The organism is Rhizobium sp. WYCCWR 11152 (assembly GCF_013087615.1).
GTDB lineage: Bacteria > Pseudomonadota > Alphaproteobacteria > Rhizobiales > Rhizobiaceae > Rhizobium > Rhizobium indicum.
In genome coordinates this window covers 73,629-90,988 of record NZ_JABFCP010000011.1, presented here as the reverse complement: position 1 = coordinate 90,988, position 17,360 = coordinate 73,629, and the positions used below count along the sequence as shown (strand labels likewise).

19 protein-coding genes are annotated in these 17,360 nt (G+C 60.0%); all 19 read left to right on the top strand.

The features are described from left to right. Nucleotides 1-200 precede the first annotated feature (200 nt). The 19 genes from G9X67_RS21940 to G9X67_RS21850 all read left to right on the top strand — a co-directional run bounded on the left by G9X67_RS21940 (nt 201) and on the right by G9X67_RS21850 (nt 16,983). Complete coding sequence (locus G9X67_RS21940) at nt 201-830, top strand: hypothetical protein (RefSeq protein ID WP_171599671.1); 630 nt, start codon at nt 201-203, stop codon at nt 828-830. Next, nucleotides 827-2,158, top strand: coding sequence for a MotB family protein (locus tag G9X67_RS21935; protein WP_138334366.1), 1,332 nt, complete (start codon nt 827-829; stop codon nt 2,156-2,158). The genes G9X67_RS21940 and G9X67_RS21935 overlap by 4 nt, the downstream gene beginning before the upstream one ends. A 4-nt stretch (nt 2,159-2,162) precedes the next feature. After that, entirely contained in the window at nt 2,163-3,458 is a 1,296-nt protein-coding gene (gene motC / locus G9X67_RS21930) for a chemotaxis protein MotC (RefSeq protein ID WP_138334365.1), read from the top strand. Next, on the top strand, nt 3,455-4,888 hold the full coding sequence (locus tag G9X67_RS21925; RefSeq protein WP_171599670.1) for a flagellar hook-length control protein FliK: 1,434 nt from the start codon (nt 3,455-3,457) through the stop codon (nt 4,886-4,888). Before motC ends, G9X67_RS21925 begins: the two co-directional genes overlap by 4 nt. Then, nucleotides 4,836-5,393: a lytic transglycosylase domain-containing protein gene (locus tag G9X67_RS21920; RefSeq protein WP_138388557.1), complete on the top strand. Its 558-nt coding sequence runs from the start codon at nt 4,836-4,838 to the stop codon at nt 5,391-5,393. Before G9X67_RS21925 ends, G9X67_RS21920 begins: the two co-directional genes overlap by 53 nt. Before the next feature lie 280 nt (nt 5,394-5,673). Further along, nucleotides 5,674-6,345, top strand: coding sequence for a winged helix-turn-helix domain-containing protein (locus G9X67_RS21915; protein WP_003545558.1), 672 nt, complete (start codon nt 5,674-5,676; stop codon nt 6,343-6,345). 125 nt (nt 6,346-6,470) lie between these two features. Further along, nucleotides 6,471-7,772: a flagellar hook protein FlgE gene (locus tag G9X67_RS21910; protein WP_171599669.1), complete on the top strand. Its 1,302-nt coding sequence runs from the start codon at nt 6,471-6,473 to the stop codon at nt 7,770-7,772. A 19-nt stretch (nt 7,773-7,791) separates the two neighbouring features. Beyond that, nucleotides 7,792-9,279 (top strand): flagellar hook-associated protein FlgK, encoded by a 1,488-nt coding sequence (gene flgK / locus G9X67_RS21905; protein ID WP_171599668.1) that lies wholly within the window; start codon nt 7,792-7,794, stop codon nt 9,277-9,279. A gap of 3 nt (nt 9,280-9,282) precedes the next feature. Further along, nucleotides 9,283-10,335, top strand: coding sequence for a flagellar hook-associated family protein (locus G9X67_RS21900; protein ID WP_171599667.1), 1,053 nt, complete (start codon nt 9,283-9,285; stop codon nt 10,333-10,335). Nucleotides 10,336-10,369: 34 nt separating this feature from the next. Next, nucleotides 10,370-10,717: a flagellar biosynthesis regulator FlaF gene (gene flaF, locus G9X67_RS21895; protein WP_027666404.1), complete on the top strand. Its 348-nt coding sequence runs from the start codon at nt 10,370-10,372 to the stop codon at nt 10,715-10,717. Further along, nucleotides 10,714-11,163: a flagellar biosynthesis repressor FlbT gene (gene flbT / locus G9X67_RS21890; protein WP_003556571.1), complete on the top strand. Its 450-nt coding sequence runs from the start codon at nt 10,714-10,716 to the stop codon at nt 11,161-11,163. The genes flaF and flbT overlap by 4 nt, the downstream gene beginning before the upstream one ends. Next, entirely contained in the window at nt 11,154-11,582 is a 429-nt protein-coding gene (gene flgD / locus G9X67_RS21885; RefSeq protein WP_171599666.1) for a flagellar hook assembly protein FlgD, read from the top strand. The genes flbT and flgD overlap by 10 nt, the downstream gene beginning before the upstream one ends. A 99-nt stretch (nt 11,583-11,681) precedes the next feature. After that, nucleotides 11,682-11,948 carry a flagellar biosynthesis protein FliQ gene (gene fliQ / locus G9X67_RS21880; protein WP_003556576.1) on the top strand — a complete coding sequence of 89 codons (267 nt, stop codon included), beginning with the start codon at nt 11,682-11,684 and terminating at the stop codon, nt 11,946-11,948. A 152-nt stretch (nt 11,949-12,100) separates the two neighbouring features. Then, the gene (flhA, locus tag G9X67_RS21875; protein ID WP_171599665.1) at nt 12,101-14,188 is read left to right on the top strand and encodes a flagellar biosynthesis protein FlhA; all 2,088 of its coding nucleotides are present in this window, start codon (nt 12,101-12,103) and stop codon (nt 14,186-14,188) included. Beyond that, nucleotides 14,185-14,937 (top strand): flagellar biosynthetic protein FliR, encoded by a 753-nt coding sequence (locus G9X67_RS21870; protein ID WP_029874060.1) that lies wholly within the window; start codon nt 14,185-14,187, stop codon nt 14,935-14,937. The genes flhA and G9X67_RS21870 overlap by 4 nt, the downstream gene beginning before the upstream one ends. Before the next feature lie 7 nt (nt 14,938-14,944). Further along, complete coding sequence (locus G9X67_RS21865) at nt 14,945-15,358, top strand: hypothetical protein (RefSeq protein WP_171599664.1); 414 nt, start codon at nt 14,945-14,947, stop codon at nt 15,356-15,358. Nucleotides 15,359-15,390: 32 nt separating this feature from the next. Further along, nucleotides 15,391-15,954, top strand: coding sequence for a rod-binding protein (locus tag G9X67_RS21860; protein WP_011650492.1), 564 nt, complete (start codon nt 15,391-15,393; stop codon nt 15,952-15,954). A gap of 124 nt (nt 15,955-16,078) precedes the next feature. Next, nucleotides 16,079-16,444: a hypothetical protein gene (locus G9X67_RS21855; protein WP_003545575.1), complete on the top strand. Its 366-nt coding sequence runs from the start codon at nt 16,079-16,081 to the stop codon at nt 16,442-16,444. Next, the gene (locus G9X67_RS21850) at nt 16,444-16,983 is read left to right on the top strand and encodes a hypothetical protein (RefSeq protein WP_138334356.1); all 540 of its coding nucleotides are present in this window, start codon (nt 16,444-16,446) and stop codon (nt 16,981-16,983) included. Before G9X67_RS21855 ends, G9X67_RS21850 begins: the two co-directional genes overlap by 1 nt. Nucleotides 16,984-17,360: the final 377 nt, after the last annotated feature.

Genomic DNA, 17,360 nt, shown 5'->3' with positions numbered 1-17,360 from the left:
GTGGGCGCGATCACGGGTGGCGACGGCGCCATTCATCCTCGCGCAAGTTTGACTGCCTAGTTTCCGGCATGAAGGCATCGTCCGAATCCGTGCCGGCGCAAGGTCAGCCCCTTGTCCGTTTCGAAGGGGATGCCGGCGCGCAAGGTCACTTTGAGCGGGGCGGGCATGCTGCATGCCTCCCGAATGCTGGATGGTTTTTTATGAGCATTACGCTTTCCCGGTATTTGAAGGATTTCGGTGAACCGGAATCGTCAGCGCCGATCCTCGACATGAACGATTTCGGTGGCGACGATTTTCCCGAAATGCCGAGCGAACCGGTGATCGACGTCGAGGCGGAGCGCCGCGAAGCCTATGCGGAAGGTCATGCCGCAGCGACCGTGGAATTGACCGAGAAATACGAACGCGAGGCGGGGACGCTGGCGGAGGTCCATGCGCGTGAACTCGAGGAACTGAAGCTTCGCTACGAGGTCGAGGCGGCGGCGGTCATTGCGTCCCGCATCCGCGATATCGCCGAAGAGGTCGCTCAGCTGGTCAGCGCCGGCGCCGCCCAGGCCATCGCGCCTGTGATCACGGAAGCGCTTGCGGCCAAGGCTGCCGAAAGCCTCGCCGCCCTGCTGCGTGATGCGATCCTCGAAGGCGCGGCCGGAGCGATCGTCGTCAGGGGCCCGACCCGGCTTTTCGATATATTGAAGGCCGAGCTCGGCGAACATGCCAGCGCGGTTCGCCACTTTGAGACCGACGATATCGATCTTGCCGTCGAAATCGGTGATTCCGTCATCGTCACCCGTATGTCCGCCTGGGCGGCCAGCTTGAAGAAAGTTCTGGAATGAGCGAAGGCGAAAACCACCACCACGGCAAGAACGAGATCATCATCGTCAAGAGACATGGCGGCGGTGATCACGATGGCGCCCATGGCGGTGCGTGGAAAATTGCCTATGCCGACTTCATGACGGCGATGATGGCGTTCTTCCTGGTTATGTGGCTGGTCAATGCCGCCAACGAGGAGACCAAGGCTTCGGTCGCGACCTATTTCAATCCGATCAAACTCTCCGACGAAAAGCCGACCGAGAAGGGCCTGAAGAAGCCCGTCGACAATGCCGAGGGTGAGGAGAAGCAGGAGAAGTCGAAACAGAAGGAAGAAGATCCGAACGACGGCAAGGCCGCGGCGGATGGTGACGACCAGACATCGACCTCCGGCGACCAAACCAATTATTCCGAGGCCGATTTCTTCGAAAACCCCTATTCGGTTCTTGCCGAGATCGCGCAGGAAGTCGGCCAGCAGGCCAATGTCAGCGCCAAGGGCGATGGCGGTGCCGCCGATTCCGGCCCGGCCACCGGCGCCGATGGCGGCGAGGCCTATCGCGATCCCTTCGATCCGGATTTCTGGACGAAGCAGGTCGAGGTCACGACGGCCGGCAAGCCGTTGCCGCCCGGCAAGAGCGACGACCAGGCGGTCGAGAGCGAGACGACCGAGATCGCCAAGCTTGAGGACGCCAAGCCGATACCGCTGACCACCGATCAGAAGGCCGCCCAGGAAACCAAAGAAACGAAGGAAACCAAGGGCGCGGTCGAGGCCAAGGACGGCAAGACGCCGGGTGGCAAGTCGCCCGAAGACAAGAAGGCCGAAGCTCAGAAGGACGCCGATCATCAGAAGGATGCGGACAAGAGTGCCGCCGAGGCCGAGCAGAAGCAGCAAAAGGAAGCCGAGCAGCTGCAGGCGCAGATCGCCCAGCAGATCGGCGGCGTTGCCGGCAAGCTCGCCGAAGGCCTGACCGTGACGGCGTCCGAAGGCGGATTGCTGGTCAGCATCTCCGACCAGACCGACGATTCGATGTTCAATATCGGTTCTGCGGTTCCGCGCCAGGAAATGGTGCTCGCCATGGAAAAGATCGGCACGATCCTGAAGGAGAGGGGTGGTGCGGTTGCCATCCGCGGCCACACGGACGGTCGCCAGTATAAGGGCGCGCAGAACGAGAACTGGCGGCTTTCGATGGACCGCGCTCAGAGCGCCTACTACATGCTCGTGCGCGGCGGGCTAGACGAGAAACGCATCTCCCAGGTCTCCGGCTTTGCCGACCGTCGGCTGAAGCTGCCGTCTGACCCGTTCAACGCCACCAACCGCCGGATCGAGATTCTGGTGCAGGCGGATCAAGGATAGTCGAATGGCGCGTCGGCAGCATCGTTACGTCGGATTTGTGGCTCTCGGCCTGGCGATGCTTTCGCCGGCCGTGGCCAATGCGCAGGATCCGGACGATCTCGCGCCCTACAAAATGCTGCGGTCGCTGCAATTCGTGCAGGATTCCGTCGTTACCGGTGATCATTCGGCCGGTGAGATGCAGCGCTTCATGCTGGGCACGATCGACACGCGGCTGCGCACCGTCGAACCGTCGATCTTCGACGACGACCGCAATGTCGACGCAGCGCTGATCTACACGATGAGCGGCGGCAATCCGCAGACGCTCGAATATCTGATCGCCCACGACGTCAACGGCTATTTCGACAACCGTGTCACCGATGTGCTGCGCAAATATCTGAGCGGCAAGGGCCTCCTCGTCGCCAAGACGCTGCAGGAGACGGCCAGGGAATATCGCGACAAGAAGATCGGCCCCTACCTTGCGCTGATCGGCGGCAACGTGCTGATCGCGACGAAACCGACAGACGCGCTGGATCTCTACGACCAGGCGCGTCTTGCCGCCCCGGGCACGATCGTCGAGGAGGCGGCGTTGCGCCGCTCCGTCGCCATATGCGTCGACAAGGGGATGCTCGACAGGGGAATGGCCTATTCGCAGCGCTATGTCCGTCGCTTCCTGCATTCGCCCTATGCCAGCCAGTTCGCCGATCTTTTCGTCACCCTCGTCGTCGGCCACGATCACGACGTGAAACCGCAGGATGTCATCGACATCCTGTCCTTCATGGACGCACCGCGCCAACGCGAGGTTTATCTGCGCATCGCCCGCGCCGCCGCGATATCAGGCAAGCCGGAGCTGGCGCGCATGGCGGTCGGACGCGTGCAGTCGCTTGGCGGCGGCACCGACAATGCTTTCGGTCCGCTCGCGGATTTCTATGGCGGCATGGCCGGCCTTCCCACCGAGGATATCGATCAGGCAGCAAAGAATGTCAGCGGCATCGACGGCAACGCGCTGTCGCGGCGGGATCAGGCGCTGCAGGAGGCGGCGCGATCCGTTGCCGAGCAGATCCTGCGCGCTCCCGACCCGGCAAGCTTGACGCAAGCCTCCGATCCTAACACTGATCATCAAGAAATCACTTCTGAAAAGGCTGCGGCGATAGCCACGCAACCGGGAGCGCCAGGCGCGCTTCCCGAGCCTGTTCCGGGAGGTGTGGCATCGACTGGCCAAAGTCAGGATACCGACCCCTCATTCAACGCATTTGTGACGACCAATCGATCCAAGCTCGATGAGATCGACGGTCTTCTGGCGCAAGAAGGCAACGAACAATGATGGATATAAGCGTCTCGGGCGGTGCCTCCGGTACGGAGACGGCCGCGGTTGCGAAATCCGCGCGACTGGCCGGAAAAAGCGATGCTGACGGCCAAAAGAACGGCTTCTTCGACGCGCTTGCCAAGGCAGGCAGCGATGCCGTCAATGACGAGCCCGACGATGCGCAGCCGGATCAGGGCGTGGCTGCCGACGGCGGCGCCGAGAAAGTGGCGCGGACGATCCGCGGCCGCAGCAGTGCAAAGCCGTTGATCGACCTTGGCGACGCCGCGCTGAAGGCACAGGCGGAGGTGCAGCCGGAAACGATTGCCAGTGTTGAAAAGGCCACGACAAAGCCCGCAAAGGCTGAGGTCAAAATGCCGGCCGATCTCGCCTTCGGCAAGCTCGATCCGAAGGACAGTCCCGCAGACGAGGTCGCTCCGGCAGCCAAGGGCGGCAAACACACCAAGGCGGACGCGTTGGAAACCGATACGGACAAGGTCAGCGACGATGATGACGGCGGCATTTCCGATGTCCTGGGTCTGTTGAAGCAGGAGCCTGCCGACGGGACAGTGACTTTGCCGGCGACCACCGCACATCACGTCTCCGCCAAGGTCGACGAGGCTGGAGCGGGCGACAAGAAACTCGATGGTATCGAAGCCAAGGCGGGCGGCCATGCGTCCGACGCTCTTGCCGCGGTCAGCGGCAATAACGAGAGCGGCAAGGCGAATGACATCAAGGTCCCCGGATCGGAGACTGCCGAAGCCGCCGATGGCAAGACATTCAGGTTGAGCCGTGCCGATGGCCGCGGCGTGTCGATGGATGTCCACATCGGCACGGATCAGGCCGGGCCGAAAGATGGTTCTAAGAAGGCCGATGTCGAAAACGTTTCGGTGCTCGAATCGCGCCGCTATATCGGCCTGATGCAGAATACGAATTCCGCCGCCGTCACCGCCGCTCTCTCCGGCGATTCCGAATGGGCGCGCGCCATGGAGCCGAGCTCGGCGCTCTCCAACGCGGCGGAATGGACGAGCACCGGCAAGGTGGTCAATACGTTGAAGATCCAGATGAACCCGCTCGATCTCGGCCTGGTGACGGCGACCATGCGCCTGTCCGGCGACGCCCTGAACATCGACCTCAAGGTCGATACCGGAGCGGCCTATCGTCAAATGAAGGAAGATCACGGCAAGATTCTCGAAGCTCTGCGCAGCCAGGGTTACGCGGTCGAAAACGTCACCATCAGCATGGCGCCGGTCGAGCGTCCCGACGCCGGCAATCAGGGCCAGGCCTCTCAGCAGCAGTCGCTTCCTCAGCAGGGGCAGGGCGGCGAGGCGCGCGAGCGCCAAAATCAGACGGCACAGCGGACGGACGGAGGCTTCAATGGCGCAGGCGATACCAGTGTTGAAGACGCTCGTTCTGGCGGCAGCAGCGGCGCTGGCGGCGTTTACCTCTGAGGCGAGCGCCTCCACCGGCGCCTGCGAACGCGAGATCCAGTCGGCAGCGGCCAAATACGGCATCCCGGAAGGCATCCTCTATTCGGTTGGGCTGACGGAGACCGGCCGCAAGGGTTCGCTCTATCCCTACGCCATGAACGTCGAAGGCAAGGCGATCTTTCCGCCCTCGGAGCAGGACGCAATGCGGCAGTTCGATGTCGCACGCAACAGCGGCGCCAAGCTCATCGACATCGGCTGCATGCAGATTAACCATTACTTTCACGGCGAGAATTTCCGCTCTGCCGAGGAGATGTTCGACCCGCATCGCAACGTCGAGTATGCGGCAAAATTCCTCCGCAATCTGCATGACCGTCACGAGACATGGACGATGGCGGTAGCCAGATACCATGCCGGACCCAACAACAATCCGGCGCAGAAGCAATATGTTTGCCGCGTCATCTCCAATCTCGTCGCCACGGGCTACGGCAAGTGGACTCTCAATGCGAGTAACTTTTGTCGAAATTGATTCAACCAAAGATAGAAGAGGCGTATTGTGACGAAACTGTGTCACAATGTGGCAGGAATCCGGCGCGAATCCCCCGCGCAAGTCATATTTAACCGACTGTTAACTTTTCCACGAAATTTTGGTGTGCATAATCAGGCGTACCCACTAGATATAGATCAAATCGCTACCCAGATCTTAATCAATTATTAGTTTCTGCCATTAACTTTAACGAGTTGTCGCCGATTCGTGCGATTCGTACCCATAGATCATCGAAGTGCCACACTGATTCGGAGGCGGACGAATGATCGTAGTGGTTGATGAGCGTGAGCTCGTGAAAGATGGATACACATCTCTGTTCGGTCGTGAGGGCATTCCCTCCACCGGCTTTGATCCAGCGGAATTTGGCGAGTGGGTACAGACCGCCGCCGATTCCGACATAGCTGCAGTCGAGGCCTTTCTGATCGGTCAGGGCCAGCGCAACTTCGAACTGCCCCGGGCGATCCGGGATCGGTCGATGGCGCCGGTGATTGCGGTCAGCGACCAGCACTCGCTCGAAAACACTCTTGCGCTTTTCGATTGCGGCGTCGACGACGTGGTGCGCAAACCGGTGCATCCCCGCGAAATCCTCGCAAGGGCGGCTGCGATCCGGCGCCGGCTGAAGGCGATCACCAATTACACCGAGATCGGCGGGATCCGCGTCTTCTCGGATGGTCGTGACCCCGAGATCAACGGCGAAGTCTTCGCACTTCCCCGGCGCGAGCGCCGCATCCTCGAATATTTGATCGCCAATCGTGGTCGCCGCGTCACCAAGACCCAGATCTTCAACGCCATCTACGGCATCTTCGATGAAGAGGTCGAGGAGAACGTCGTCGAAAGCCACATCTCGAAGCTGCGCAAGAAGCTGCGCAAAAAGCTCGGCGTCGATCCGGTCGATTCCAAGCGCTTCCTTGGTTACTGCATCGATTGGGCCTGATTTCTCGGCCGGGCGGCGGCGCCCGGCTGAACTTCGATATCTGGCCTCGCAGCTCGCATGACAGACAGCTTCACGCAAGGCCCGACAAATACTCTCGTGCATAACAGGTAAAACGAGGTTTTCAGATGAGCATTTTCGGCAGCATGAAGACGGCAGTATCGGGGATGAACGCTCAGGCCAACCGCCTCAGCACCGTCGCCGACAACATCGCCAACGTTAACACCACCGGTTACAAGGCTGTGTCGACGAGCTTCTCGTCGCTGGTTCTGCCCTCCTCAGGCGGCAATTACAATTCCGGCGGTGTTCAGACCTCCGTCCGCCAGGCCGTCTCCGACCAGGGCGATATTTCCTACACCACGTCGAGCACCGATCTCGCAATCTCGGGCGACGGCTTCTTCATCGTCCAGGGTCCTGACGGCACGCCGGTTCTGACCCGCGCCGGCGACTTTACCAAGGATGACGAAGGCAACCTCGTCAACGCCGCCGGCTTTATGCTGATGGGCTATTCCTACGATTCCGGCGCTCCAGCCGTCGTCGTCAACGGCTTCGATGGCCTCGTTCCCGTCAATGTCAACCAGGATGGTCTGACCGCGATCGCCTCGACATCCGGTATCTTCAAGGGCAACTTGGACTCCAACGCCAAGATCGCTCCGGTCGCTCCCGCGACGGCTCCAAGCGCCAACCTCGCCACGACGACGACCGATACCAAGAAGGTCTCGATGGTCGCCTACGACCGACTCGGCAACAAGGTGATGTACGACTTCTACTTCACGAAGTCCTCAGTCGCGGCAGCGCCGCCGCCGGCACCTCCCCTTACCGCTGCCACCTGGGAAGTGGCGATGTTCCGCAACGCCGATGCTGCGGTCGGCGGCGCGACCTCCTTCCCTTACTCCACCGCCGCTGTCGGCACGGGAGCGCTCACCTTCGACCGTGATGGCAAGATGACCTCGCCCGGCACCGTTAACATCGCCGATCCGGTGACTGGCCAGACGATTGCCATGGACTTCTCCGCCTTCACACAGCTCGGTGCCGACTTCTCCGGCACCGGTACGCCGAACGGTCAGGCAGCGACCCCGGTCAAGGACGTCACGGTTGACGGCGACGGCATCGTCTACGCGAAATACGAAGACGGCAGCACCAAGCCGCTCTATCGCATTCCGCTGGCCAATGTCGCCAGCCCGGACAAGCTGACGCTGATGAGCGGCAACGTCTACAGCGCCAACGGCCAGTCGGGCGTCACCGTCACCGGCTTCCCGCAGACCAACGGTCTCGGCACGATCAAATCAGGCGCTCTCGAAGGCTCGAACGTCGACCTCGCCGGCGAGCTGACCGAGATGATCGAATCGCAGCGCAGCTATACCGCCAATTCCAAGGTGTTCCAGACGGGATCCGACATTATGGACGTTCTCGTCAACCTCAAGAGATAAGCAAGGTACCGGCTAAGCCATGTCGCTCACGTCAGCACTTAATACCGCGCAGAATATATTCAACAATACGGGCACTCAGAGCAGTGTCGTATCGAACAATATCTCGAATGCGGGCAACAAAGATTACGTGCGCCGGCAGGCGATGCTCACCACGTCCTTGAATGGCGCGCAGGTCGTCAAGATCGATCGGGCGCAGGAAGAGGCGCTGCTGCGCCAATACCTGAAGACATCCTCTCAGGACAGTGCCCAGCAGGCATTGCTCGGCGGTCTTGAGGACCTCAAGTCGATCGTGGGTGGCAACGACTACGAAACGGCGCCATCCACATATCTCGGCGTTTTCCAGCAAAAGCTTCAGGCCTTCCGCACGACGCCGGGCAGCACAGTCGCCGCCCAGGGCGCCATCACCGCCGCCCAGGACGTCGCAAACTCGCTGAACAATGCCTCGCAATCCGTTCAGAACGTCCGCGCCACCGCCGATAAGCAGATTGCCACCGACGTCGATAAGCTGAATACGCTTCTCAGCGACTTCGAGAAGGCCAACAACGCGGTGAAGACCGCCACGGCCTCGGGTGCGGATGCATCCGGCGCCCTCGACGAACGTGAGAAGGCTCTCAAGCAGATTTCGCAGATCGTCGGCGTCAATACAACGACGCGCGACAATAACGACATGGTGCTGAGCACGTCTGACGGGACGATCCTCTTCGAGACGATCCCGCGCAAGGTGACGTTCAAATCTCAGGATGTCTATACCGCGACCATCGCCGGCAATTCGGTCTATGTTGACGGTGTGGCGCTTCCGCGTGGCAGCGGATCGACGACCACGGGGCAGGGAAGCCTTCAATCTCTCCTCCAGGTGCGCGACGAAATCGCCCCGAACTTCCAGAAGCAGCTCGACGAAGTCGCCCGCGGCCTGGTCTCGCTCTTCAAGGAGCAGAACACGGTAGCCGGTCCGGCCTATGTGCCCGGCCTCTTCACCTGGAGCGGCGGCACGGTCGATACCGGCGCCACCGCGGTTGCCGGCATGGCGGCGACCATCACGGTCAGCAGCCGCGTCATCACCTCGCAAGGCGGCGATCCGATGCGTCTGCGCGATGGTGGCGTCAACGCCACCGGCCTCGTCCTGAACACGTCAGGCGTCAGCGGTTATACGGCTGAACTCGATCGCCTCTATACCGCATTGGGCTCCGACATCGATTTCGATCCGGCGGCGGGGACGCCGGTCGGGTTCGACGCCACGACCGGCATCGATTCGAACGTCAGCATCATGGAATTCGCCACGAATTCCCTCGGCTGGCTCGAACAGTACCGCAGCAATGCCACGACGGCGGCGGAAAACACCTCGGCGGCGCTGTCGCGCTCCGACGAAGCCTATTCCAACGAGACGGGCGTCAACCTCGACGAGGAGCTGACGCTGCTCCTCGACATAGAGCAGTCCTACAAGGCGGCGACCAAGATCCTCAACGCCGTTGACGAAATGTTGAAGTCATTGCTGGATATTGCGAGTTAAGCCATGAAGAGCTCATTTATTTCAAGTTCGGCCATTCAGAATGCGATGCGGTTGACGATCCGTCAGGCGCAGAACCAGATGACGAAGGCGACGATGGAAGCGACGACGGGAGTCTATGCGGATATCGGTGTCTCTCTCGGCGGCAACGCCGCCAGGAGCGTCGACTTCAGTCGCGAGGTCGACAGGATAGCCTCGATCAAGGCAAGCAACTCGCTTGTCACCGCGCGCATGGAATCCTCGCAGCTCGGCCTTTCCAAGATGAAGGACGTCGGCGACGGCCTCGTTTCGAAGCTGACGGCGCTCCAGGGCAGCAACGATCCCGGCAGCATCACCGTCGCCATCCAGTCGGCCACCAGCGCCCTGTCCACGATGATGGACACGGCCAACACCATGGTAAACGGCGAATATCTGTTCTCGGGCATCAACACCGATGTGCAGCCGCTGACCGACAAGACGACCGCGACGAGTGCCGCCATCGTCACGCAGCTGAATGCCTACGCCGCTGCTCTTGTCCCACCGAAGGCGGTCAAGGATCTGACCGGCGCCGAAATGAGCACCTTCATCACCACGACGGTGGAGCCGATGTTCAGCCAGGCCAACTGGACCAATCCGGCGACCGGTTGGTCGCAAGCCTCGAACCAGAACATGACGAGCCGCATCAGCAACTCCGAAGTGATCGAATCCTCGACCAATGCCAATTCCGAGGGCATGCGTTACTTCGCCCTCGCCTCGGTGATGGCTTCGGCACTGTTGGGTCAGGGCCTCAGCAGCGATGCGATGAGCACGGTGTCCAAGCAGGCGATCAGTTACACGGCGAAGGCGACCAGCGGCCTGGTCACCCAGGCAAGCCAACTCGGCCTTTCGCAGGAGCGCGTCAAGAAGTCCAACGACGCTCTCGACGCTCAATCGAACATCATCAAGAACAAGCTCGTCGATCTCCAGGGGGTCGATCCCTACGAAGCCTCGACCCTCGTCAAGACTTTGGAAACGCAGCTTGAAACCGCTTACACGATCGTCTCGAAGATCCAGCAGTTGAGTCTAGTAAACTACCTTTGATGAGCAAAGGCGCGCAATAAAGAAGGATGCATGAATGTATCAGTTCTCATATGCCGAAGTCATGCAGGACTCGGTGGCCGACGCGAAAGAGCGGGAATGGCAGGTTCTTGACCGGTCCATAGACCTGCTGTCGTTGGCGCGCGAAAAGGAAAAATACGGCCGGGAAGCCATTGAAGCCCTGTTTTATACACGCCGGGTCTGGATCAGCTTCATCGAGGATCTCAAACATCCCGACAACCAGCTGGAGATCGGGCTCAGGGCCAACCTCATCTCGATCGCGATCTGGATATTGAAGGAATGCGACAGGATCAGAAAACGTCAGTCTAATAACTACCAGGGCATCATCGACGTTACCACCATCATCAGGGATGGACTTAAATGAAAAGTACACTTCGCATTTCTCTGAAAGCCGGAGAAAGAATCTTCATCAACGGCGCCGTCCTGCGCGTCGACCGCAAGGTCGCGCTGGAATTCCTGAATGATGTGACGTTCCTTCTCGAAAACCACGTCCTCCAGCCGGAGGGAGCCACGACGCCGCTGCGTCAGCTCTATTTCATCGCGCAGATGATCCTCATCAACCCTGAGGGCAAGGACCACTCGACGGCGTTGTTCCGCAAGTCGATCACCATGCTGCTCTCCTGCTTCAAGAACGAGGAGATCCTTGCCGAACTGAAGCGCATCGATGCGCTCGTCTCGACCGGCCGCGCCTTCGATGCGTTGAAGGCGATCCGTGGCCTCTACGCGATCGAAGACAATATCCTCAACAACCACGAAATGCCGCCGACGATGGTCGAGCAGATTCGCAGGGAGATTGCACCATGGCGGTAGATGCCACATCAAGCGTTGGCACGACGAGCACTTCGAGCACGACGAGCACGGCCCAGCAGAAGGCGACGCTGAACTACGACAATTTCCTTCAACTGCTCATCGCGCAGATGAAGAACCAGGATCCGACCGATCCGGTCGACGCCAGCGAACAGATGTCGCAGCTGGCGAGCTTCTCGCAGGTCGAGCAGACGATCCAGACCAACACCAAGCTGGACACGCTGCTCGCAAGCTCGAGCCTCACCCAGGCCAGCAGCTACGTCGGCAAATACATGGAAAGTGCCGACGGCACCGTCAAAGGCACCATCGAATCCGTCAAGGTTTATTCGGACGGAATCATTGCGACGACCACGGATGGCGGTAATATACTCGTGCAGGCGGGAATCACTATTGCCGACAAGGCGCCGACCAGCGATACCTGATATCCACGGCGCCGGTGCGCCGCATAGCTCGGGTGATACCAATCAATGGTGGTCCGGCCACGGCGGGGCCACTTCAAGGCGATATGAGGTTGCCTTCGGATGAATGAAGCTGATGCATTGGATCTGTTCCAGGCGGCGATCTGGACCGTCCTGATTGCCGCCGGTCCCGCCGTCATCGTCGCGATGGTGGTGGGTCTCGTCATTGCCTTGATCCAGGCGCTGACCCAGGTGCAGGAAGCGACACTGACCTTCGTGCCGAAGATCGTCGCGGTGCTGATCACGGTCGGCGTCACCGCGCCTTTCGTCGGCTCGCAGGTCTCGATTTTCACCAATCTGGTCTTCTCGCGCATCCAGTCCGGCTTCTAGAGCAATTCCAGCAAAAGTGCGCAGCGGTTCTACGCTTCCATTGAAAAGCTGAACCGCTCTGAGCCACCTTCGCGCAAGCTTCGCCATTTAATTCTCGATCCGAATTGGGCGGGCTGCATGTCCGCCTCCTCTCATGAAGAGACGGAATCGTCATGGCGCAACCACCTGCACTCCCCCTTCCAAAAGTCGCCCCGAGCCTGCGCGATGTCGGTTTTGCCCTCGGCATCATCGGCATCATCTGCATTCTCTTTCTGCCGATCCCGCCATTCCTGATCGATATGGGACTGGCCTTCTCGATCGCTTTCTCGGTGCTGATCCTGATGGTCGCGCTGTGGATCCAGAAACCGCTCGATTTCTCGTCTTTCCCGACCATTCTGCTGATCGCAACGATGACCCGGCTGGCGCTGAACATCGCGACGACACGCGTGATCCTTTCGCATGGCCATGAGGGCCACGATGCGGCAGGCGGTGTCATCGCCGGTTTTGCAAGCCTGGTGATGTCCGGCGACTTCGTCATCGGTCTGATCGTCTTCCTGATTCTCATCACCATCAACTTTATCGTCATCACCAAGGGCGCCACGCGTATCGCCGAAGTCGGCGCACGTTTCACCCTGGATGCCATCCCCGGCAAGCAGATGTCGATCGACGCCGATCTCTCGGCCGGCATTATCGACGAGAGGGAAGCTCAGCGCCGGCGCAGGGAACTCGAGGAGGAAAGCTCCTTTTTCGGTGCGATGGACGGTGCGTCGAAGTTCGTGCGCGGCGATGCGGTCGCCGGCCTGATCATCACCTGCATCAACATTTTCGGCGGCATCATCATCGGCTATTTCCGCCACGGCATGCCGATCGGCGAAGCAGCTGACGTCTTCGTCAAGCTCTCGGTCGGCGACGGCCTCGTCGCACAGATGCCGGCTCTCATCGTCTCGCTCGCCGCCGGCCTTCTCGTCTCTCGCGGCGGCACCACCGGCTCCACCGACCAGGCGGTCGTCAACCAGTTGAGCGGTTATCCCCGTGCGCTTTCCGTCTCAGCGGTGCTGATGTTCATCCTGGCCTTGATGCCGGGTCTGCCGTTTGTACCCTTCGTGGTCCTCGGCGGTCTTCTCGCCTTCGGCGCCTGGTTCATCCCGCGTCAAGTCGAGGCAGAGAACATGCTTCGCCGCGAGCAGGAAGAAAAGAAGGTCGTCCAGAACAAGGAACTGGAAAAGGATTCGGTCAAGGCAGTGCTGCGCACCTCCGAAATCGAGCTCGCACTCGGCAAGATGGTCTCGACGCGCCTGCTCGGCGCCCACCAGGAGCTCGCCTTCCGCGTCGGCAAGATGCGCAAGAAGTTCGCCACCCAATACGGCTTCGTCGTGCCCGAGATCAAGGTGACCGACGATATCGCCATCGCCGAGAAGTCGTATCAGATCCGCATCCACGGCACGACGGTCGCCTCCAACCTGCTGCGCGTCGGCGAAGTCCTCGTCGTTACCGGCGCCGGCCGCCGGCCGAGCATTCCCGGCGACGAAATCCGCGAACCCGCTTTCGGTATGCCTGCCGTCTCGATCCTCGAAAACTTCGCCGACGATCTGAAACGCGAGGGCTTCCAGCCGATCGACAATGTCTCCGTCGTGCTGACCCATATGAGCGAGGTCATCCGCAACAACCTGCCGCAGCTGCTGTCCTACAAGGACGTCAAGGTGCTGATCGATCGGCTCGATCCCGAATACAAGAAGCTTGCCGACGAGATCTGCTCGTCGCACATGTCCTATTCGGGCCTGCAGGCAGTGCTCAAGCTGCTGCTTGCAGAACGTGTCTCGATCCGCAACCTGCACCTCATTCTCGAAGCGGTGGCCGAGCTCGCCCCGCATGTCAGGAAGACCGAGCAGATCGTCGAGCATGTCCGCATCCGCATGGCCCAGCAGCTTTGCGGCGATCTCGCCGACAACGGCGTGCTGCGCGTGCTGCGGCTGGGCAGCAAGTGGGATCTGGCTTTCCACCAGGCGCTGAAGCGCGACACCAAGGGCGAAGTGATCGAATTCGACATCGATCCGCGCAGCCTGGAGGAGTTCAGCGAGCAGGCCACCAAAGTTATCCGTGAGTTCATGGATCGCGGCCTGCCATTCGCACTTGTCACGTCGCCGGAAACACGCTCCTATGTGCGCATGATCATCGAGAGGCTGTTCGCCACGCTCCCGGTCCTGTCGCATGTCGAACTGGCCAAGGGCATCGAGATAAAGATTTTGGGCTCTATTTCATGATAACAGACCCGCAAGGGACCGTTCTCGCGCTGTTTCTGGTTTTCTGCCGGATCGGTGGCTGTGTGCTGGCTCTTCCGGGTTTTTCCTCGGCGCGCGTGCCCGCACAGCTGCGCGTCTTCATCGCCGGCGCGCTCTCGATCGCCGTCATGCCGTTGCTCTGGGATACCGTCTATCCGGCTGTTCACACCGGTGCCGGAACCTATATCGGCCTGATCTTCAGCGAATCGCTGATCGGTGTGATGTATGGCATGCTGGCGAGGATCTACACGCTCGGCATGCAGTTCGCCGCCTCGATCACCGCCATGATGGTCGGCTACACCCAGCCGGGCTCCGCCGACGTCATCGAAGATACGCCTGAGACCAGCCTGTCGGCCTTTATTACCTTTGCCGGCATGATGATTCTCTTCATCATGGATTTCCATCACATCGTCTTCCGCGCGCTGATCGATTCCTACACGACCATGCCATTCGGCGGCATGATGCAGATGCGCGCGACGCTGATCTCCTTTACCGACACGCTGGAGCAGACCACCTACATCATGCTGCGGCTGTCGAGCCCGTTTTTGATCTACGGCCTGATCTTCAACGTCTCGATTGGTTTCATCAACAAGCTGGCGCCGCAGATCCCGGTCTACTTCATCTCCACACCCTATCTGCTGATGGGCGGGCTCTTCCTGATCTATTTCTCGATTGCGGCGATGGTCAGCCAGTTCGGCCAGTCCTTCGGCTCGATCTATATCGGGCGATGAGGCTGATATGATCGAAAAGAAGCGCTCCCAGAAGCTCAAGCGGCTGCTCTCGGTGCAGCGGCATATCGAAAGAATGGCCGAGAACGACCTGGCCGAAACCAGCCGCCAGCGTGTCGAGGTCAATGTGGCGATGGACGACGTCATCCTCGCGCTCGGCTCGATGGACCCCGTCCACCACGCCTTCTCGCAGAATTACGCCGACCGATTCGGCAGGCTCACTATCAAGGACCAGCAGCTGACCGGCATGCAGCAGATCCACGAGATGCGGCTGACGCGCGAGCGCGCCAAGGGCGACCGCCTCGAAGACGGCGTGAAGGAAGCGCTGGAAGTCGAGCGCCGCGAGGCCGATGACAATGCCGTCTACGATGTCATCGATCAGCAATTCGCAACGCCAGCCTCCAGCAAGCTTCAAAAACCATAGTCGTTACGATCTTAAATTCAGAGGATTGTAACGTGGCTATTTCGCCCCCCAGTGATCTGGTCCTGGACGTTGTCAAAGCTGCCGACCCCATGGAGGTTCAGGCGGCCCAGGAAAAGTTGAAGGCAAATCGTGCGGCCTTTGCCGCAACGAGCCTCGCCGAGAATGGCAAGGGCTTCTCCAATACGGTCGACGTTCTCGATCATGTCGGCCAGAAGAGCGGCCTCGCCAACATCCAGAACCGCACCAAGACCGAGGAAGTTCCGGAAAGCTACCGGAAGTTTGAGGCCATGGTCCTGCAGAATTTCGTCAAGTCCATGCTGCCGAACGAAAGCGAAGACGTCTACGGCAAGGGCGCGACCGGCGATATCTGGAAAGGCATGATGGCCGAACAGCTCGGCAACGTCATGGCCAAGGGTGACGGCATCGGCATCGCCAAGCAGATGTACAGCGAACAGCTGCGCCGCCAGGAAGGCAAGATCGTCAATGCCTCCACCGACGACGATGACCGCAACACCGCGCTCAGCATGATCGACGACTTCCAGCGCAAGACCTTTGGCACGCCGACGGCGGACGCCAAGGCCGATAGAACAGGATGATTTTAGGCCTGTTGGCCTAAAATCTGAATCCTCTTCTAAATTAAAGAGTTAGAGCATGATGTCGTCCGAAAACCGCGCACACTTTTCGGCATCATGCTCTAAGTGATGCATAATCGAGGGTACAATGGAAATAATTTCGAACGAATACAGGATCAAATCCGTTCTCGGACGCCTCGAAATGATCATCGACAATGAGAACACCCGGATCGGCAACGATCCGCAGTTCGATCTCAAGGTCTCCAATGCGCATAAGAGCCGCTGCCTCTACGAGCTGTCGATGCTGTTCCGCGATACCGATCCGGCCGAGCTTGCCGCTGCCCATCTCGATCAGCTGCACGGCCTGAAGAAGAAGCTGGTCCTCAATGCCCGTCGCGTCGAGGCGCATCTCGAAGCGGTTCGCGCTGTCGCCGACCTGCTGAAGAACGCAGTTCAGGACGCCGACGCCGACGGCACCTATTCCCAGGAACAATTCGCCGCGCGTGGAAACTGATGATCAAGCTCGTCCTCACCGGTGTCTGGGTTTGCGCCATCACCTTGGCATCGGTCTATTTCTCGGTGTACCTGGCGACCGCGCCGGCACCCGCAGCAACGGATTCCAAGCAGAGCGCGCTTGAACTGGTGAAGGGCGAAACGATCACGGTGCCGATCATCGGCAACGGTGCGATCACCGGTTATTTCCTCGGCCGCGTTTCGTTCATGATGAACAAGGACATGCTGAAAGGTGTGACGCTGCCGCTGAGCGAGATGACGACGGACGAGCTTTTCAGCCTGCTGGTCGGCAACAAGATGGTCGATATCGCCCACATCAAATCCTTCGACCCGAAGGCTTTCCGCGAGGAGATCAAGAAGGGCATGAACGAGCGCCTCGGCGGCGAATACGTCGCCGACGTGATGCTGGAGCAGCTCGACTATCTCTCCAAGGAAGAGGTCAAGGAAAGCTCCGCCGGTCAGCCGAAGAAGGTGGGCACACCCGTCAAGATCGTCGAGACCGCACCGGCCGCCGAAGCACCGGCGCCAGCAGCCCACTAAAGCGCGTCGCGATCTTTCAGATTCGCTCCTCGCGCTTCAGGTCTTTGCTTTTACACATGTCGTTGTCGCAAAACCGCTGCACACTTTTGCGCGACATGCTTTCGACATCATTCGATCATCCACCACAAACGGCGCCCGAGGGCGCCGTTTGTCGTTGGCGCGCGTGGTTAATAAACGACTTATACGAGCATGGAAATTCAAGGAATTTTCCTAAGGGTTGTTTGAAACCGTCCTGTTATATCAGGTGCCACAGCTTGGCATGCGCCGCTAATCCGGGATCGGAGCGACGCGTACCGGCGGGACGCGACCGGTCCTTTCGAGACCTCCGGTGCGGAAATATGGGCTTGTTTTCCGGGATGTCGGGCGCATGCAGCACC